The organism is Vulgatibacter incomptus, from assembly GCF_001263175.1.
Taxonomy (GTDB): Bacteria; Myxococcota; Myxococcia; order Myxococcales; family Vulgatibacteraceae; genus Vulgatibacter; species Vulgatibacter incomptus.
Genome location: NZ_CP012332.1, coordinates 384,915 through 401,731, shown reverse-complemented (window position 1 = coordinate 401,731; position 16,817 = coordinate 384,915). Strand labels below are relative to the sequence as shown.

Annotated in this window: 12 protein-coding genes; 10 read left to right on the top strand and 2 right to left on the bottom strand. The window is 69.2% G+C overall.

The features are described 5' to 3' along the window. Position 1 precedes the first annotated feature (1 nt). On the top strand, positions 2-2,548 hold the full coding sequence (locus tag AKJ08_RS01525) for a 1-acyl-sn-glycerol-3-phosphate acyltransferase (RefSeq protein ID WP_050724440.1): 2,547 nt from the start codon (positions 2-4) through the stop codon (positions 2,546-2,548). 63 nt (positions 2,549-2,611) lie between these two features. On the opposite strand, the gene AKJ08_RS01520 is transcribed toward AKJ08_RS01525, so the two are convergent. Next, a complete protein-coding gene (locus AKJ08_RS01520) occupies positions 2,612-3,583 on the bottom strand; it encodes a phosphatase PAP2 family protein (protein WP_050724439.1) in 972 nt (323 codons plus the stop codon). Positions 3,584-3,967: 384 nt separating this feature from the next. On the opposite strand from AKJ08_RS01520, the gene AKJ08_RS01515 reads away from it, so the two are divergent. From AKJ08_RS01515 to AKJ08_RS01500, 4 genes are all read left to right on the top strand, one after another. Continuing rightward, entirely contained in the window at positions 3,968-5,512 is a 1,545-nt protein-coding gene (locus AKJ08_RS01515; protein WP_082342543.1) for an aminotransferase class I/II-fold pyridoxal phosphate-dependent enzyme, read from the top strand. 110 nt (positions 5,513-5,622) lie between these two features. Further along, positions 5,623-6,783: a hypothetical protein gene (locus AKJ08_RS01510; RefSeq protein WP_050724438.1), complete on the top strand. Its 1,161-nt coding sequence runs from the start codon at positions 5,623-5,625 to the stop codon at positions 6,781-6,783. A 3-nt stretch (positions 6,784-6,786) separates the two neighbouring features. After that, on the top strand, positions 6,787-7,791 hold the full coding sequence (locus AKJ08_RS01505) for an NAD-dependent epimerase/dehydratase family protein (RefSeq protein ID WP_050724437.1): 1,005 nt from the start codon (positions 6,787-6,789) through the stop codon (positions 7,789-7,791). Between the two features lie 195 nt (positions 7,792-7,986). Next, entirely contained in the window at positions 7,987-9,294 is a 1,308-nt protein-coding gene (locus AKJ08_RS01500; protein ID WP_050724436.1) for an RCC1 domain-containing protein, read from the top strand. Positions 9,295-9,427: 133 nt separating this feature from the next. On the opposite strand, the gene AKJ08_RS01495 is transcribed toward AKJ08_RS01500, so the two are convergent. Further along, positions 9,428-10,354, bottom strand: coding sequence for a class I fructose-bisphosphate aldolase (locus AKJ08_RS01495; protein WP_050724435.1), 927 nt, complete (start codon positions 10,352-10,354; stop codon positions 9,428-9,430). Positions 10,355-10,634: 280 nt separating this feature from the next. Between AKJ08_RS01495 and thiS the strand changes: the two genes are divergently transcribed. From thiS to AKJ08_RS01470, 5 genes are all read left to right on the top strand, one after another. Beyond that, positions 10,635-10,835, top strand: a complete 201-nt coding sequence (gene thiS, locus AKJ08_RS01490) for a sulfur carrier protein ThiS (RefSeq protein WP_050727394.1) — start codon at positions 10,635-10,637, stop codon at positions 10,833-10,835. A gap of 88 nt (positions 10,836-10,923) precedes the next feature. Then, positions 10,924-11,703 (top strand): thiazole synthase, encoded by a 780-nt coding sequence (locus AKJ08_RS01485; RefSeq protein WP_050724434.1) that lies wholly within the window; start codon positions 10,924-10,926, stop codon positions 11,701-11,703. 26 nt (positions 11,704-11,729) lie between these two features. After that, positions 11,730-12,329, top strand: a complete 600-nt coding sequence (locus AKJ08_RS01480) for a thiamine phosphate synthase (RefSeq protein ID WP_050727393.1) — start codon at positions 11,730-11,732, stop codon at positions 12,327-12,329. A 195-nt stretch (positions 12,330-12,524) separates the two neighbouring features. Next, positions 12,525-15,497 carry an SNF2-related protein gene (locus tag AKJ08_RS01475; RefSeq protein WP_050724433.1) on the top strand — a complete coding sequence of 991 codons (2,973 nt, stop codon included), beginning with the start codon at positions 12,525-12,527 and terminating at the stop codon, positions 15,495-15,497. A gap of 101 nt (positions 15,498-15,598) precedes the next feature. Continuing rightward, on the top strand, positions 15,599-16,810 hold the full coding sequence (locus AKJ08_RS01470; RefSeq protein WP_050724432.1) for a hypothetical protein: 1,212 nt from the start codon (positions 15,599-15,601) through the stop codon (positions 16,808-16,810). The last annotated feature ends 7 nt before the right edge of the window (positions 16,811-16,817 follow it).

The window sequence follows — 16,817 nt, the reverse complement described above, 5'->3', positions numbered from 1 at the left end:
GATGTCGACCACCGAGACGAAGGCCGCACCGGCGGCCATGCACACCCGCTACGGCCCGTTGTTCCGCAGGCTGTTCCGGCATTTCTTCGAGCCCGTCCGCTTCCCGGACGAGGCGCAGGCCCTGCTGGAGGATCTCGCCCGCCGCGGAACGATCGTCTACGTGATGCGGTCTGCGGGCATCCTCAACTTCCTCTACTTCAACTGGGCGTTCGCGCGCCGCGGCCTCCCCCTGGCGCGGGCAGTGCTCGGCCTCTCGACCTTCCTCTACCGGCCCCTGGTGCTGATCCTCCGGCGGCGCACCGCGCGGGGAGCCGAAGCGGTGCTCCAGAGCGCACGCGCCGGTGAAGCCTCGATGGTCTTCCTGCGCCGCCCCTCCGTGCTGCGCTCCCGGGGCTCGTCCACCGACGATCCCTTCGCCGCCCTGGTGGCGCTGCAGCGCACCACCGATCGCCCGATCTACCTCGTCCCCCAGCTCCTGATCTTCAAGCGCGCGCCGTCGCGGCTGCGTCCTGGCGTCACGGACGTGGTCCTCGGCTCGGCGGAGGTCCCGGGCCGGATCCACGCATTCACGTCCTTCCTCTTCAACTACAAGCGGTCGGTCGTGAAGGTCGGGATGCCGATCGACCTCTCGGAGGTGGTCCGGGCGGAGACCGGCGTCCCGGACGAGATCCTGGCACGGAAGGTCCGGGGCAGCCTCGGCGTCGGCCTCGCGAGGGAGCTCCGCTCCGTCGTCGGGCCGAGGCTCAAGAGCCAGCGACGGATGATCGACGAGACCCTGCGGGACCGGGCCTTGCGCGCGGAGCTCGTCAGGGAGGCGGAGGCCTCCAGCCGCGACCTCGCGGTGGTGGAGGAAGAGGCCCGCCGTTGCCTCCGCGAGATCTCGGCGAGGTACTCGCCCGCGTGGATCGACGGCGCGAACGCCGTGGCGCGCTGGCTCTTCAACCGGCTCTACGACGGCATCGACATCGACGAGGAGGGCCTTCGCGCGGCGGCGGAGGCGAGCAAGCAGGCGCCGATCGTGATCTGCCCCACCCACCGGAGCCACATCGACTACCTGCTCGTCAGCCACGTCCTCGTGGAGCGCGGCGTCACGCCGCCGCTGGTGGCGGCAGGCGCCAACCTCTCGTTCTGGCCCCTGGGGCCGATCTTCCGGCGGACGGGCGCCTTCTTCATCCGGCGCAGCTTCAAGGGCCAGCGGGTCTACGCGGCCTCCCTGTCGGCCTACATCCGCAAGGTCTGCCGTGACGGCTACACCCAGGAGTTCTATCCGGAGGGCGGCCGCACCCGGACCGGGCGACTCCTCCAGCCCAAGTTCGGCCTGATCTCGATCGAGGTGGACGCCTGGATCGCGGGCGCCCGCGACGACCTCTGCTTCGTGCCGACGGCGATCGACTACGAGAAGATCATCGAGGCCCGCGCCTACGCCCGCGAGCTCGCCGGCGGCGAGAAGAGGCGCGAGGACATCCGGGGCCTGCTCAAGACCCCTGCCGTGCTCCTCTCGCGATGGGGACGGGTGCACCTCCAGGTCGCCCCGCCGATCTCCCTGGCGGCGCTGGCCAAGGAACGTGGCTTCGATCGGAGCTCGTTCCGGAGGGACGAGCGCAAGGCCCTGATCCGGGCCCTCGCCCACCGCATCGCCCGCGGCATGGGCGACGTGCAGACGATCACCGCCTCCTCGCTGACGGCGGCGGGCCTCCTCCATCCTTTCGGGCCGGTCCTCCGCTCATCCGAGCTCGAGGCCCGGATCCGCCTCCTCCGCAAGCTCGCCGAGGCGAAGCGGGCCCGCTTCTCGAAGGCGATGTCCATCGCACCGTCGGACCCCACGATCCCCGGTCCGATCCGCGAGGCGCTGGCGGGCTTCGAGGCCGACAAGGCGGTGAAGACCTTCGAGCAGGACGGCGAGCGCGCCTTCCGGGTCGAGGCTCACGCCCGGAGTGCTCTCGACTTCTACAAGAACAACATCGTCCACCACTTCACCGAGGAGGCGATCGTCGCGGCGTCGCTCCTCGCGCTCGGCGGCGCGACGACGCGGGCGAAGCTCACCGAGCCGATCGGCTGGCTCTCGCGGCTCCTCAAGAACGAGCTCTCCTTCCGGACCGACGTCTCCATGGACGCCACCATCGACGAGGCCCTGGAGCGCCTCGACGCGCTGGGGCTCCTGGTGCGCGAGGCCGAGTCCGTGCGGATCCGGGAGGGGCAGGAGCCGGGCATGCGCCTCCTCCGGGGACAGCTCGCCGACCTGATCGAGGCCTTCCGGCTCCTCGCCACCACGCTGGACGAGCTCTCGGGCGGGCCCATGGATCGCAAGCGCCTCGTCGAGCGCTGCTTCGTCCGCGGCAAGGAGGCCCTCGACTCGGGCGTCATCCAGGGTGCCGAGGCGCTCTCCAGGCCGACCTTCGAGAGCGCCATCGCCTGGCTCGTGGAGCAGGGCCACCTGGTCCCCGAGGGCGAGAAGCGCCTCGGGCTCTCGGAGGAGTGGAAGCCGCGGGAGCCGCGCCAGGCCTTCGTGGATCGGCTCGATCGCTTCCTGGCGGACGGGCCCGCCTAGCGGCCGGACGGAGCAGGCGCGGGAGCCCGCGCCGCAGTCGCGGCGGATCCCTCGACGCGATCGTCAGGTGCTGGGGCGATCCCGGCGGAGCGGCAGCACGGCGGAGCGAGTCAGGGTCATGCCGACCGGCAAGCGCTGCTTCAGCTTCGCCGCAACGACGAGCGAGGTGACGGTGAGCGGCACCGCTGCGAGCAGATCCACGCCGTAGTGGAACCGGCCCGCGAGGGTCCCCGCGATCAGGCAGAGCAGGATCGGGAGCGCGATCCAGAAGAAGCGCCGCGCTTCCCTCCACGCGTAGGCGAGGACGAGGAGCGAGACCCCGGTGTGGCCGGAGGGGAAGCAATCGCGGGCCAGCGGCGAGCCGCGGAACATCAGGTCGATCTGCGGCGCGAGGTAGCCGTGGACGGGCCCGTCGAAGAACGCCGCCTGGAAGTAGCGCGGCCCCATCGCCGGCACCAGCGCGTAGAGCGCGTAGTTCACCGCGTAGAAGAACATCAGCGCGGTCACCCACTCGTCGAACTGGATCTCCTTGCGCTTGAACCAGAGCACGAGACCGAGGGCCAGGGGCCACACGAAGTAGGTGGTGTAGGCGCCCAGGAGGACGTCGTTCAGGAGCGGCGGCACCTGCGCCTGGAGCCAGATCGACGGCTGCAGCCCGAAGATCCGCTGATCGGCGCGCATCAGCAGGTCGTCCGCGATGGGGATGTTCACCGCGTCGAGGATCGGGTTCAGGTTGAGGTAGAGCCCGACGATGTAGAAGATCGGTCCGAAGTCGGCGCAGAACCGCACGTAGCGGTTCGTGGCGAATCGGGCGTGCAGGGCGCGGAGCACGAGCGGCGAGATCGCGATGGTCGCGCAGACGAGCGCCGCGGGCTGCCAGCCGCCCACACGGTCGTGGTTCCAGAGCAGGATCGTCAGGGACAGGACGCCGGCGATGACCGCGATGAGCTCCCCAGAGCGGATCGTCAGGCCGTCTTCCCGGTCCATCTCCTGCTCCCGATCGGCAGAATCCGGCGCGCTCGCCTCTCGCTCCATCTCTCCCTCGGACGCCTCTTAGCCGCAAGAACTCCGGCAGACCATCCCGGGGCGCCATGCAAGCGCAGGGCCCGGGCAGAAGCGGTTGGCTTCTAATCGACCCCCCGGAGCGCGTCAAGCCGGGGTGGAGACCGAAGCCTGAGGCTCTCCATCCGTTCGGGTCTATGATGCGGCGGGCGCATCGGCGCGGCAAACCCCTGTCACCGGAGGGCCAGGTTTGTCAGGCAGCCAGCACCCGATCGAGGATCGCTCGCTGCTGTCCTTGCGCCCTGGGGCTCGAAGTTGACATTTTGCAGGTCGATCGGTATCTGACGCCCCAATCTGGACGGATGCTCGGCAGAGCGTCGATTGGACTGCCAGGCGTCAGCAACGGAGGGCCTTTACATGGCCGACGTGTTCGGGAAGGCGTTCGAGTGGCGCGAGCTCAAGGTCGCGCGGGCTACGGGGCTCTATCCTTATTTCAAGCCCATCGATCAGACCGACGGGACCCAGGTGAACGTGGGTGGCCGGCCGGTGATCATGGTCGGTTCCAACAACTACCTCGGCCTCAGCCTTCACCCCGCGGTGAAGGAGGCGGCGGCCAAGGCCCTCGAGAAGTACGGCACGAGCTGCTCCGGCTCCCGGCTCCTCAACGGCACCCTGGATCTCCACGTCGAGCTCGAAGAGAAGCTGGCGCGCTTCCTGGGCAAGGAGATGGCCCTCTGCTTCAGCACGGGCTTCACCACCAACCTGGGTACCCTCTCCGCGATCCTCGAGCGCAAGGACTACGTCTTCTCGGATCGCCTTAACCACGCGTCGATCCTCGAGGGCATCCGCGGCTCCTTCGGTGAGCACAAGCGCTACCGCCACAACGACATGGCGGACCTCGAGAGGCTCCTCGGCAACGCGCCCGCCGAGGCCGGCAAGCTCATCGTCACCGACGGCGTCTTCTCGATGGAGGGCGACTTCGCGGACCTCCAGGGGATCATCGCCCTCAAGAAGAAGTATGGCGCCCGCGTCATGGTCGACGAGGCCCACGGCCTCGGCGTCCTCGGCGCCCACGGTCGCGGCCTCAGCGAGCACCTCGGCGTCGAGAACGACGTCGACCTCGTGATGGGCACCTTCTCCAAGTCGTTCGGCTCCCTGGGCGGCGTCATCGCCGGTCCCAAGGAGGTGATCGAGTGGATCAAGCACAAGGCCCGCGCGATGGTCTTCCAGGCGTCGATGACGCCTGCGTCGGTGGCCGCAGCCCTCGCCTCGCTCGAGATCATCCAGGCCGAGCCCGAGCGCCGCGAGCGCCTCTGGCGGATCGCCAACAAGATGCGGAACGCCTTCCGCCTCCTGGGCTACGACACCGGCCTCTCCGACGGACCGGTCGTCCCGGTGCACATCGGCGATCAGATCAAGTGCTTCCGCCTCTGGAAGGCGCTCTACGAGAACGGCGTCTTCGCCAACCCGGTGATCCCGCCGGCGGTGGAGCCGGGCCACTCGCTGATGCGCACGTCCTACATGGCGACGCACACCGACGAGCAGCTCGACCGCGTGATCGAGCAGTTCGAGATCCTCGGCAAGAAGTTCAAGGTCCTCTCCGAGGACGCCCCCACCGCCGCGGACGTGATCGCCCAGGTGGGCTCCATCGAGACGGCCCGCGAGGGAGCGCCCCGCTTCGTCGCCGCGAACGGGAACGGCCAGGCCCGCCGCCCGACCAACGGCCAGGGTGCGTTCGGCGCCCGCGGCGACATCGCCCGGAAGGTCTTCGACCTCGTCGAGACCGCCACGTGGCGGGCCGCGAACTTCGAGATGCCGACCCGCGAGCAGATGAGGGGCCTCGTCCAGGAGCGCCTCGGCGACGTGACCGGCGCGGTGATCGAGCGGGGCTACAAGCTCATGGAGCTCGCCAACCGCACCCGCGGCGGCCGCAAGATGAGCTACGACGAGGAACACGACTGAGCCGTCTCTAAGTCCGACGTTCAACGACCGGCCGCGGCTTCGCGCGCCGGTCGTTCTCGTTTTGTTGGATACGTTGCCAAGACTGCCCCCATGCGGTAGTTCACGCTGCGATGAAGACGACCCAGCAGCCAGGCAGCGGAAGCGAAATCCAGGTCCGGCCCGTCGCGTCGGCCCGAGACCTCCACCGCTTCGTCGAGCTCCCCCTCGAGCTCTACGTCGGCGATCCGAACTTCGTCCCTCCCCTCCTCATGGAGCGGAAGGACTTCCTCGATCCGAAGAAGAACCCGTTCTTCGACCACGCCCCCCACCAGCTCTTCCTGGCGTGGGAAGGCGAGACGGTCGTGGGCCGGATCGCCGCGGTCGAGGATCGGAACTACAACGAGTTCCACGACACCTCCTACGGCTTCTTCGGGATGTACGAGGCGGTGGACGATCCCGCCGTCGCGAAGGCGCTCTTCGAAGCGGCCCGAGCCTGGATCCGCGCCCGCGGCCTCCGCCAGATCATGGGGCCCATGAACCTCTCCTCCAACCACGACATGGGCCTGCTCGTGGAGGGGTTCGACGATCCACCGGCCCTGATGATGCCGTACAACCCCCGGTATTACGTGCGGCACTTCGAGGACGTCCTCGGCCTCGCCAAGGCGAAGGATCTCCTGTCGTGGAAGATCGACACCCGCACCGATCCGGATCCCAAGATCGCGCGGATCGCGGAGAAGGTCCGGATCAAGGAGGGGATCGTCGTCCGGCCGGTGAACCTGGACGACTTCCAGGCGGAGACGCGACGGATCAAGGAAGTCTACAACGCCGCCTGGGAGAAGAACTGGGGCTTCGTCCCCTTCACCGACGCGGAGTTCGAACACGTCTGCAAAGACATGAAGGCCTTCGTGAAGGAGGACCTCCTCCTGATCGCCGAGGTGCAGGGTGAGCCCGTCGCCTTCACCATGACCCTCCCCGACATGAACCAGGCGCTCAAGTACGTCGGCGGCAGGCTTACGACGTTCGGCCTGCCCATCGGCCTCGCCAAGCTCCTCTGGTACTCGCGCAAGGTCGAGCGGATCCGGCTCTTCACACTCGGAGTGAAGGAGAAGTTCCGCAAGCGCGGGATCGACGCGATCCTCTGCCTCGACTCCCTGAAGGCCGCCCGGCGCCTCGGCTATCCCGAGGCGGAGGTCGGCTGGATCCTCGAGGACAACATCCTGATCAACCGCACGATCCAGTCCATGGGCGGCCAGCTTTCCAAGACCTACCGGGTCTACGAGGCGGAGGTCTAGGCGATGCGAGTCCTCCTCACCGGCGGCTCGGGCTTCGTGGGCCCGGCCGCGGCAAAGGCCCTTTCCCGCGCCGGCCACGAGGTTCGCTGCCTGATGCGCGAGACCTCGGATCGCAGCGGCATCGAGGCCACCGGGATCCCCGTCGAGTACGCGCTCGGCGACGTCTGCGACGCGGCGTCGCTCCCGGCGGCGGTGGAGGGCGTCGACGCGGTCGTCCACGTCGCGGGTCTCACCAAGGGGCTGAACTCCCAGGACTACTACCGGGTGAACGCCTACGGCACCCGCCTCCTCGCCGAGGCGGCCGTCGGCGCCGGCGTGAAGCGCTTCGTGCATTGCTCGACCCTCGCCGTCGCAGGCCCGATGCCGGAGGGCAGGCCCTCCGTCGAGGGCGACACCCCGGTGCCGGTCTCGAACTACGGCAGGTCCAAGCTCGCCGGCGAGGAGCTGCTGCGGCGCCACGCCGACAAGCTCGAGATCACCATCGTCCGCCCGCCGATCGTCTACGGCCCGCGCGACAAGGACTTCTTCGAGGTCTTCAAGATGGCGTCCCTCGGGATCGCCCTGAAGCCCGGCCTCTTCGGGAGCAAGCGCTACTCGATCATCCACGTGGAGGATCTCGGCTCCGCTCTCGCCATCGCGCTGGACAAGGGACATCGCGTCCACGATTCCCGCGGCGGCGACGGCATCTATTACGTCTCGGACGGCGGCATCTACACCTGGGAGGAGCTCATCCGCCGGACCGCGACGGCCCTCGGACGCGACAAGGCCGTGGTGATCCCCGTTCCCGAGGTGCTGTCGTGGCCGGTGGGGCTATGGTCGGAGGTCGCCGCGAGGATCACGGGCAAGCCGCAGATCATCTCCTTCGACAAGATCCGCGAGACGGCGGGCCCCGGATGGTCCTGCTCGATCGACCGCGCGCGGGACGAGCTGGGCTTCGAGCCCGACTACCCCCTCGATCGCGGCCTCGCGGAGACCGCGAGCTGGTACCGCGAGAACCGCTGGATTTAGAGCTTTATGATCTTGCCGATTCTGTAGTAGGCTCCAGGCGGACCGTCATAGCCATGGGATGCCGCTAGCCTTGGCATCCCGTGTTGCCATCGGATACGCTCGGCTATCGTCTCGCTGCAATGGCCCATCCAGGGCCAGGGGATGGCTCGAGGCCTGCGGCTCGAGTCAGGGCAGCCGAGCGAGGAAGGGCAACCGATGTCCGGCCGTCTCCATTCCAGGCGTTTCGTTTCTCCGCTGTCCCACTGCCTCGCGGCTGTACTCGGAACGGCCGCCATCGCAACCGGCTGCGGCGCGCCCCTCGAGAGCGAATCTGCCGACGTGCCGACCGGCTCGACGAATAGCGGGCTCACCACCAGCTACATCGATCTCGTAGCAGGCGACTCTCATACGTGTGCCCTCGCAGCCAATGGCCAGGCGTACTGCTGGGGAACCGGAGCGAACGGCGAGCTCGGCGCGGGAAAGACCACCGTTTCCAATTCCGGCATCCCCGTCTCGGGAAGGGAGCGCTTCAAGTCTCTGACCGCAGGCCTCCATCACGTCTGCGGTGTCTCCGATAGCGGGACCTTCTGCTGGGGCAAGAACGACGCCGGCCAGCTCGGCACCGGGGATTACGCGGATCGCAACGCGCCCTCGACCGTGACCGGCGGGCACTCGTTCACCGGTCTTCGTGCAGGCGCGGCGATCACCTGTGCCCTCGATGGCTCCGAGCCCTGGTGCTGGGGCGATCGCGCCGGCTCCTCCCCCGACCCCGTCCCTGCGAAGGAGAAGGAGTCGTCTCCCGATCCCGTCCCGGCCCGCGAGCGCATGTCGTCTCCCGATCCGGTCCCGGCGAGGACCTCGTCCCCCGACCCGGTCCCGGCGAGGGGCTTCGGCTCGCTGCGCGTCGGCAGGAGCCACGTGTGCGGGCTCGGAGTCGATGGCGGCCTCTTCTGCTTCGGCGACAACGAGCGCGGTCAGATCGCCTGGGGCCTCTCTTCGCCCGATCCGGTCCCCGCCTTCATCGGCGTCTGGGGCCCGGATTCCAACGGCGTGATGCCCGACATCCGCACCTTCGCCCTCGGCGCGGCCCATAGCTGCGCCACCGCCGTCGAGAACGGCAAGTCGGTGACGAAGTGCTGGGGCGACGGCAAGCGCGGCCAGCTGGGCAACGGCAGCTACCCCGTCGATCCCTCCGGCCGCGTCACCGTGTCCGGCAACGTCGCGTACGTCTCGCTCGTCACGGGCGAGAACCACACCTGCGGCCTCGCCTCGAACGGCGACGTCTGGTGCTGGGGCTCGAACGAGTACGGCCAGCTCGGAGACGGGACCTCGGTCGATCGGTCGGCGAATCCGGTGCGCACCAAGGGCCCTGCGTTCCAGGCCCTCGCGGCAGGCCGCGCCCACACCTGCGGCATCGCCACCGACGGCCAGGTCTACTGCTGGGGCCGCAACAACGAGCTCCAGCTCGGTATCGGCTCGGGCCAGGCTGCGAACGTGCCCACCAAGGTGAGCATCAAGAACTAATCGGCCTCTGGGGCCTCCCGTGAAGATCGGGAGGCCCAAACGAAAAACGCCTCCGACTCGATGTGAGTCGGAGGCGTTTTTCATGCGTGCTTCATTCGACCACAAGTGGAGAAGGCTGAATACTCGACCCGGGCTACGCCTTGCCGGCGTAGATGTCCATGATCGTGTTGAGGAGCTTCACGGCCTCGTCGTGGGGGCGCTGGAAGGCGTTGCGGCCCATGATCGAGCCGAAGCCGCCGCCGTCACGGATCCCGCGGATCTCCTCGAGGACGGCGTCGGTGCCCTTGGCCTCGCCGCCGGAGAAGATCACGATCCGCTTGCCGTTGAAGCAGGACTGGACCACATGGCGGACGCGGTCGGCCATGGTGGCGGTCGGGATGTTGAACTTCTCGAAGACCTTCTGGTTCTCCGGCTGCTCCACGTGGGCGGTGGGCGGCTTCACCTTGATCACGTGGGCGCCGAGCTGCGCCGCCACGTGGGCCGCGTAGGCCACGATGTCGACGGCGGTCTCGCCGGCCTTGGAGAGGCCGGAGCCGCGGGGGTAGGCCCAGAGCACGGTGGGGATGCCGACGCTCTTGGCCTCGAGGATCATCTCCCGGATCTGCTCGTACATCAGGTTCCGCTCGGCGGAGCCCGGGTAGATGGTGAAGCCGATGGCGGAGCAGCCGAGGCGGAGCGCGTCCTCCACCGAGCCGGTGATCGCGGAGATCGGCTCGCCGACCTTCGCCATCGAGTCGGAGTTGTTCAGCTTGAGGATGAGGGGGATCTCGCCGTTGTACTTACCCGCGGTGGCCTCGAGGGCCCCCAGCGGCGCAGCGTAGGCGTTGCAGCCCGCGTCGATGGCGAGGTTGTAGTGATAGTCGGGATCGTAGCCGCCGGGGTTCGGCTGGAACGACCGGACCGGGCCGTGCTCGAAGCCCTGATCCACCGGGAGGATCACGAACTTGCCGGTGCCCGCGAGGCGGCCGGTGTTCATCATCCGGGCGAGGTTCGAGAGCGTGCCCGGATTGTCCGAGGGGTACCACGAGAGGATCTTCCGCACCTGATCGCTGTTGCGCATGTCGTCTCCAAAGGCGCCGTCTCCTTCGAAGATGGAGCGCAGGCCGCTGCCGTGAAGACGCAGCGCCTCCCCTCCCCAAGGACCCGGCTTAGAAATCCGCCCCTCTAGTAGTCGTTCCGATCTCGAAGGGCAAGCCGCCGACGCCTCCCGGGAGCGCCAGGCCGCTTTTCCGCAACGCGCCGCGTTCTCCTGGGGCGGCCCGGGGTCGACTGGCGCGCAGGCGACATTGTTGCTACCTAGTCGGGGCCCATGCGCCCTTCGCGTGGGAAGGAGTCGCGTGGTGGTTCTTCAGGTCAACGGGGAGGAGCACGAGATCCCCGAGGGCAGCACGGTAGCCCAGCTCCTCGACCTCCTGGGCGTGGTCCGTGAGCGGGTCGCCGTCGAGGTGAACCTCCACGTGGTCAGGCGCGCCGATCACGGCGCGCACGTGCTCGGCGCCGGAGACCAGGTCGAGGTCGTGGCCTTCGTGGGCGGCGGCTGATCGCCAGAGGCGAGCGCAGCAACCAACAGGCAGGAACGCGCGCCCATCGGGCATTCGGCTCCGGGCGCGCAAACGAGCGAGGCAGCAGATGTCCGAAACCCTCCGGATTGGCAACCATGTCTTCCATTCGCGCCTCTTCACCGGGACCGGGAAGTACGCCGACTTCCCGACGATGAAGGAAGCGCTCCTGGCGTCGGGGAGCGAGATCGTCACCGTGGCGGTCCGGCGCCTCGACCTCTCGGCCAAGGGCGAGGAGAGCCTCCTCCACTGGATCCCGGAGGGCATGAAGCTGCTCCCCAACACGGCGGGCTGCTTCACCGCCGACGACGCGATCCGCACCTGCCGCCTCGCCCGCGAGCTCTGGGGCAGCGACCTCGTCAAGCTCGAGGTCCTCGCCGATCAGAAGACGCTCCTCCCCGACGTGGTGGAGACCCTGAAGGCGGCCGAGGTGCTGGTGAAGGAGGGCTTCACCGTCCTGCCCTACACCACCGACGACGCGGTGGTCGCCCGCAAGCTCGAGGACGTCGGCTGCGCCGCCGTGATGCCGCTGGGCGCGCCGATCGGCTCGGGCCTCGGGGTCCGCAACCCCTACAACCTCATGATCCTCCGCGAGCAGGTGAAGGTCCCCGTGCTGGTCGACGCCGGCGTGGGCACCGCCAGCGACGTGGCCATCGCGATGGAGCTCGGCTGCGACGCCGTTCTCCTGAACACCGCGATCGCCTGTGCGAAGGAGCCGGTGCGCATGGCGCGGGCGATGAAGGCCGCCTGCGAGGCGGGCCGCGACGCGTACCTGGCCGGCCGGATCCCGAAGAAGCTCTACGGCTCGGCCTCGTCACCGATCGAGGGGACGATCTCCGGCGCCCGCTGATGCACCCCGGGGAGGCGGGTTTCGCGATGCCGCTCGGATTTCGCCTCTACCTGATCACCGACCGCCGGATGGTTCCCGACCTGCCGGCGGCGGTGGATCGCGCGCTCTCCGGGATCCCGCCCGGTGCCGCCGCCGTGCAGCTCCGCGAAAAGGATCTCTCCGCGTCGGCGCTGCTGGAGCTGGCGCGGAGCGTCGGCGCGATCTGCAGACGAAGAGGCGCACCCTTCCTCGTCAACGATCGCCTCGACGTCGCGCTCGCGGCGGGCGCCGACGGCGTCCATCTCACCGGCAGCTCCGTCGTCCCGAAGGATGCCCGCGCGCTCCTCGGCTCGCGGCTCGTGGGCGCGAGCTGCCACTCCCTCGAAGAGCTCGAAGCGAGCGCGGGCGCGGACTTCGCCACGTACAGCCCGATCTTCGCGTCCCCGGGGAAGGGCCCCGCGATCGGCCTGGAGGCGCTGCGAGACGCTGCGGTCAGGATGCCGATCGTAGCGCTGGGCGGAATCGACTCCGCAAACGCTCGCGACGCCATCCACGCCGGCGCGAGCGCCGTCGCCGCCATCCGCTCGTGGCTCGCAGACGGTGATCCCGCGGAGGCCACGGCGCGGCTCTACGCTTCGCTCGCCTGACACGCAGACGCGAAGTCGCCAGCGACGGCGCTCCCGTATTGAGCTCGAATTCGCCCGAAATTCGTGCTGCGGACCTCTTTCGACGCAGTGCGCATTCGAGCGGTGACCCTCGGGATCCCGTCTGCTACCTTCGCCGCTTTCGCACGGGGGCATGCGGCGGACGCCGCGGCACTTTCGGGGTTCGGAGAGCGAAGGATGGGCGAGGCGGTGGTCGAGGTGTTGCGGCCGGTGGGCAAGGCGCGCAAGGACGAAGGGAAGTCGGCGACGCCCTTCCACCTTCGGATCCTGGCCGAGGAGATCCTGCGCAAGCGTGGCGGCGAGGCCCTGAGCCGCGTCGCGCCCGCCCTCTCCGAGGCCTGCGTCGACCTGAACCCGCACCAGCTCGAGGCCGCCACCTTCGGCCTCGAGAGCCTCGCCACCGGCGGCTGCGTCTTCGGCGACGAGGTCGGCCTCGGCAAGACCGTCGAGGCGGGCCTCGTGATCGCCCAGCTCGCGTCGGAGGGCCGCGGCCGGATCCTGATCCTCGCGCCGGCGCCCCTGCGCGCCCAGTGGCGCGACGAGCTCTGGGACAAGTTCGGCCTCACCGCCGAGTGCGTGGACGGCCCCTCCGCGAAGGCCGCGGGCCGGATGAACCCCTTCGACCTTCCGGTGCCCCTGATCTGCTCGGTGCCCTTCGCGGTGAACCGCCCCGACCAGCTCAAGCGGATCCCCTGGGATCTGGTGGTGATCGACGAGGCCCACCGCCTGCGCAACGCCTACAAGGTGAGCCACAAGACCGGCCGCGCCATGCGCGAGTCGCTCACCGGCGTGCCCAAGCTCCTCCTCACCGCGACGCCCCTGCAGAACTCGCTGCTGGAGCTCTACGGCCTGGTGAGCCTCCTCGACGAGACCATCCTCGGGCCAGAGGACGCCTTCCGCGCGCTCTACGGCCAGCTACTCCATCCGCCGCCGCCCCCGGGCGCTCCCGACGAGAAGAAGATCCTCGCCGAGCGCCAGGACCTGATGAACGACCTGAAGGAGCGGATCTCACCCGTAGTGCAGCGGACGCTGCGGCGACAGGTGCGCGAGTACGTGAAGTACACGAACCGCCGCTCCATCGTGGAGGACTTCCGCCCCTCGGAGAAGGAGCAGCTCCTCTACGACAAGGTGAGCGAGTACCTCTGCCGCGAGGAGCTGGCCGCGATCGCCCCGGAGCGCCGCACGCTCCTCACGCTCTGCTACCGCAAGCTCCTCGGCAGCTCGACCTTCGCCATCGCCTCCACCCTGGAGAAGCTGGCCGACTCGCTAGAGGCCAAGGTGGGCCGCGCCGAGGAGGTCGCCCGCGCCCAGGCCCTGCACATGGGCGAGCTCTTCTCCGGGCACGAGAACGAGGACGACCAGGACGGGCTCGAGGACGAGATCCGGCGGATCTACGAGGAGGAGGCGGAGGAGCTCCTCGACGACGGCGAGGTCGGCAAGAAGAAGCCGATGACGCTCTCCGACTGCAAGCAGGAGCTGAAGGAGCTCCGCGAGATGGTGGATCTCGCCCGCTCCATCCGGGTGAACGCCAAGGGCGACTCCCTCGTGCGCGCCCTCTCCCGCTCGTTTACCGTGGCCGCCGCCCACGGCTGGCCCGAGAAGGCGGTGATCTTCACCGAGAGCCGCCGCACCCAGGACTACCTCAAGGACCTCCTCGAGAAGAACGGCTTCGATGGCCTGGTGTCGATCCTCTGTGGCGACGGCAGCGGCCCCGAGGAGCGCAAGGCGCTGGTCACCGAGTTCCGCGAGCAGACCAAGATCCTGATCTCCACCGAGGCCGGCGCCGAGGGCCTGAACCTCCAGTTCTGCAACCTGCTGATCAACTACGACCTGCCCTGGAACCCCCAGCGCGTCGAGCAGCGCATCGGCCGCTGCCACCGCTACGGCCAGAAGCGCGACGTGCTGGTGATCAACATGGTCAACCGCTCGAACGCCGCGGAGGCCCGCCTCTACGAGCTGCTCGAGCAGAAGCTCAACCTCTTCGACGGCGTCTTCGGCGCGTCCGACGAGGTCCTCGGCGCCCTCGACAGCGGCGTCGACTTCGAGCGCCGTGTCCTCGACATCTACCAGTCGTGCCGCTCGGAGAGCGAGATCGACGACGCCTTCAACCGCCTGCGCTCCGAGATGGAGGGGAAGATCAGCAACCGCATGCAGGAGGCCCGCGGCGTGCTGATGGAGCGCTTCGACGACCAGGTGCGCGCGCGCCTCAAGGTCGCGGTGGGCCAGGCCAAGGAGGTCATCCAGAAGTCGGAGGAGCAGGCGAAGACTCTCGCACTCTCCGTGCTCGGCGACGACGCCAGCGTCGAAGGCGATCTCATCGACGTGCACCACCTCCCCCAGGCCCTCCTCGACGCCGCGGGGGGCGAGCTCGCCGGCGGGCTCTACTCGGTGGGCACCGCCGCCCAGGCCCGCGAGCAGGGCGCCCGCAAACTCGGCCCCGGCGCTCCCATCGTGAAGGCCGCAGCCAAGCTGGTGAAGTCCCTTCCCACCGAGGGTGTCAGCTTCCTCTCCCTCGACGCCAGCCGCGCCTCCCCCAACCTCGCGCCCCTCTTCGGCAAGGAGGGGTGGTGGTTCGTGTACAAGCTCGAGGCGGGGAGCGGTGAGCCCGAGGAGCGGATCGCCCACGTAGTGCTCGTCCGCGAGGGCGGCGTCTACCGCGCCCTCGACCTCGACACCGGCGCGCTCTTCGTGGAGATCCCCGCCCGCGAGACCATCCAGCGCCCGTCCGGCGGCGGCACGGTGAGCGTCACCACCGCCCAGGAGAACGCCCTCTCTCGCGCGCAGGCCGCCGTGAAGCTCGAGCTCGAGGCGCGTCGCGGGGCAGGGGCAGACAAGGCCCGCGAGCGCTGGGATCGCTTCACCGAGGAGTGCCTCGAGAAGCCGCGCCGCCGCATCGCCGACGCGAAGGCCGAGTGGGAGTCCTCTCGCAAGGCCCTCCTCCTCGAGGCCGACGACCGCGAGCGCGCCCGCCTGCGGCGCCAGCGCGACTCCGCCGAGCGCGAGTACCGCCGCGGCCTCGATCAGCTCCGCCTCGAGGAGCAGCGCCGCTTCGGCGACAAGGAGCGCGCCATCGCCGACGTCATGAAAAAGGCCGCGGTCGGAGAGATCCGCCGCAGCCTCCTCGCGTCGGCGTACTGGTTCCTCGGTTAGGAGCTCGTCGCGGGAAGCGCCGCAGCAAGCACGGTCTCCCAGGTTGCCGCCAATCGCGGCGATGCCCACCCATTCAGGCTCCTTCGGACACCCGAGCCGAGATGGGCCTTCGAGAGCTCAGCGTAATCGTCGCGTGCGCGCTGCTTGCTGCAGCCGCCCCCGCCCGTGCGGCGGAGGTCGACGAAGCAGAGCAGGCGCCAGACGACGCCGAGGAGTCGACCCGTCCGGAGGTCCCGTTCCCTCCGACGCCGCCCGAGGTGCCGGCGAAGCCGAACCTTTTGATGGAGAGCCAGCGCCTCGAGATCTCGGGCGTCATCTTCGCCTTCTGGAGCGTCGACCTGACCGCGGCCCCACCGGGGGCGAGCACCCGCGGCGGGAACCGCTTCGAGCTGACGCGCAGCTATCTGAACGTCGACGCCCAGATCACGCGGTCGATCAACACGAGGATCTCGCCCGACATCGTCCGTGTCAGCGGGACGACCAGCAACATCGAGGGCACCCTCGACCTGGTCCTCGCCTACTCCTTCGTGCGCTTCCTGGAAGTCGCGCCCGGGCTCGACGTGATCGCGGGGCTGCAGTCGGAGCCGATCACCGCCTTCGACGACTCCGTGTGGAGATACCGGGTGCTCGGCCCCTCCGTGTTCAACTTCGAGGACGGCCTGCCGGTCTCGGACCTCGGCGTCGGCGCGACCTCGACCCTCCTCGACGGAAGGCTGCAAGCCCACTTCCTGCTGGCGAACGGCGCCGGCGGCTCGAGCACGGAGGGGACCAAGTTCAAAGAGGGGAGCGGCCGAATCACCTACACGCCGTTCGCGAGCAGCCCTGGCGCTTGGGGCCGGCAGCTCCGCGCGACGGCCCTCGGCACCTACGGCGTCCCCGCGGTGGCCGACGATCGCAGGCTCTCCCGGGCGTTCGCCGGCGGGCTGCTCTCCTTCGAGCCGGACCTCGGAACGCTGGCGGTGGGCGGGGGCCCCACCTGGAACTCCGTGGACCTGCGGGACCAGGGCCTCGGCATCGTCGACCGCCACGGCGTCCTCTTCACGGCGTACGGCTTCCTGAACCTCCCGCTCCGGATCCGCTTGCTGGCCCGGTTCGACCTCTTCGACCCCGACGTGGAGCACTCGGCGCGGACGAGCCCGCTGAACCAGACGACGGGCCGGACGACCCGCACCATCGGAGGCGTCGCGCACCTCTTCAACGAACAGGTGCAGGTGGTCCTCGACTACCAGCGGTTCGGCCTGGAGGTCCCGGAGCGCGCGGCGGCGGGCACCGCCGAGTCGGTACTGTTCGTCCACCTCGAGGCCCGGTTCTAGTCCCCGG

Bases quoted from the DNA above. Each gene is read 5' to 3' on its own strand.
- AKJ08_RS01500 (WP_050724436.1), top strand. From the start codon at position 7,987: ATGTCCGGCCGTCTCCATTCCAGGCGTTTCGTTTCTCCGCTGTCCCAC.
- AKJ08_RS01505 (WP_050724437.1), top strand. From the start codon at position 6,787: ATGCGAGTCCTCCTCACCGGCGGCTCGGGCTTCGTGGGCCCGGCCGCG.
- AKJ08_RS01525 (WP_050724440.1), top strand. From the start codon at position 2: ATGTCGACCACCGAGACGAAGGCCGCACCGGCGGCCATGCACACCCGC.
- AKJ08_RS01475 (WP_050724433.1), top strand. From the start codon at position 12,525: ATGGGCGAGGCGGTGGTCGAGGTGTTGCGGCCGGTGGGCAAGGCGCGC.
- AKJ08_RS01495 (WP_050724435.1), bottom strand. From the start codon at position 10,354: ATGCGCAACAGCGATCAGGTGCGGAAGATCCTCTCGTGGTACCCCTCG.
- AKJ08_RS01480 (WP_050727393.1), top strand. From the start codon at position 11,730: ATGCCGCTCGGATTTCGCCTCTACCTGATCACCGACCGCCGGATGGTT.
- AKJ08_RS01470 (WP_050724432.1), top strand. From the start codon at position 15,599: ATGGGCCTTCGAGAGCTCAGCGTAATCGTCGCGTGCGCGCTGCTTGCT.
- AKJ08_RS01520 (WP_050724439.1), bottom strand. From the start codon at position 3,583: ATGGAGCGAGAGGCGAGCGCGCCGGATTCTGCCGATCGGGAGCAGGAG.
- AKJ08_RS01510 (WP_050724438.1), top strand. From the start codon at position 5,623: ATGAAGACGACCCAGCAGCCAGGCAGCGGAAGCGAAATCCAGGTCCGG.
- AKJ08_RS01485 (WP_050724434.1), top strand. From the start codon at position 10,924: ATGTCCGAAACCCTCCGGATTGGCAACCATGTCTTCCATTCGCGCCTC.
- AKJ08_RS01515 (WP_082342543.1), top strand. From the start codon at position 3,968: ATGGCCGACGTGTTCGGGAAGGCGTTCGAGTGGCGCGAGCTCAAGGTC.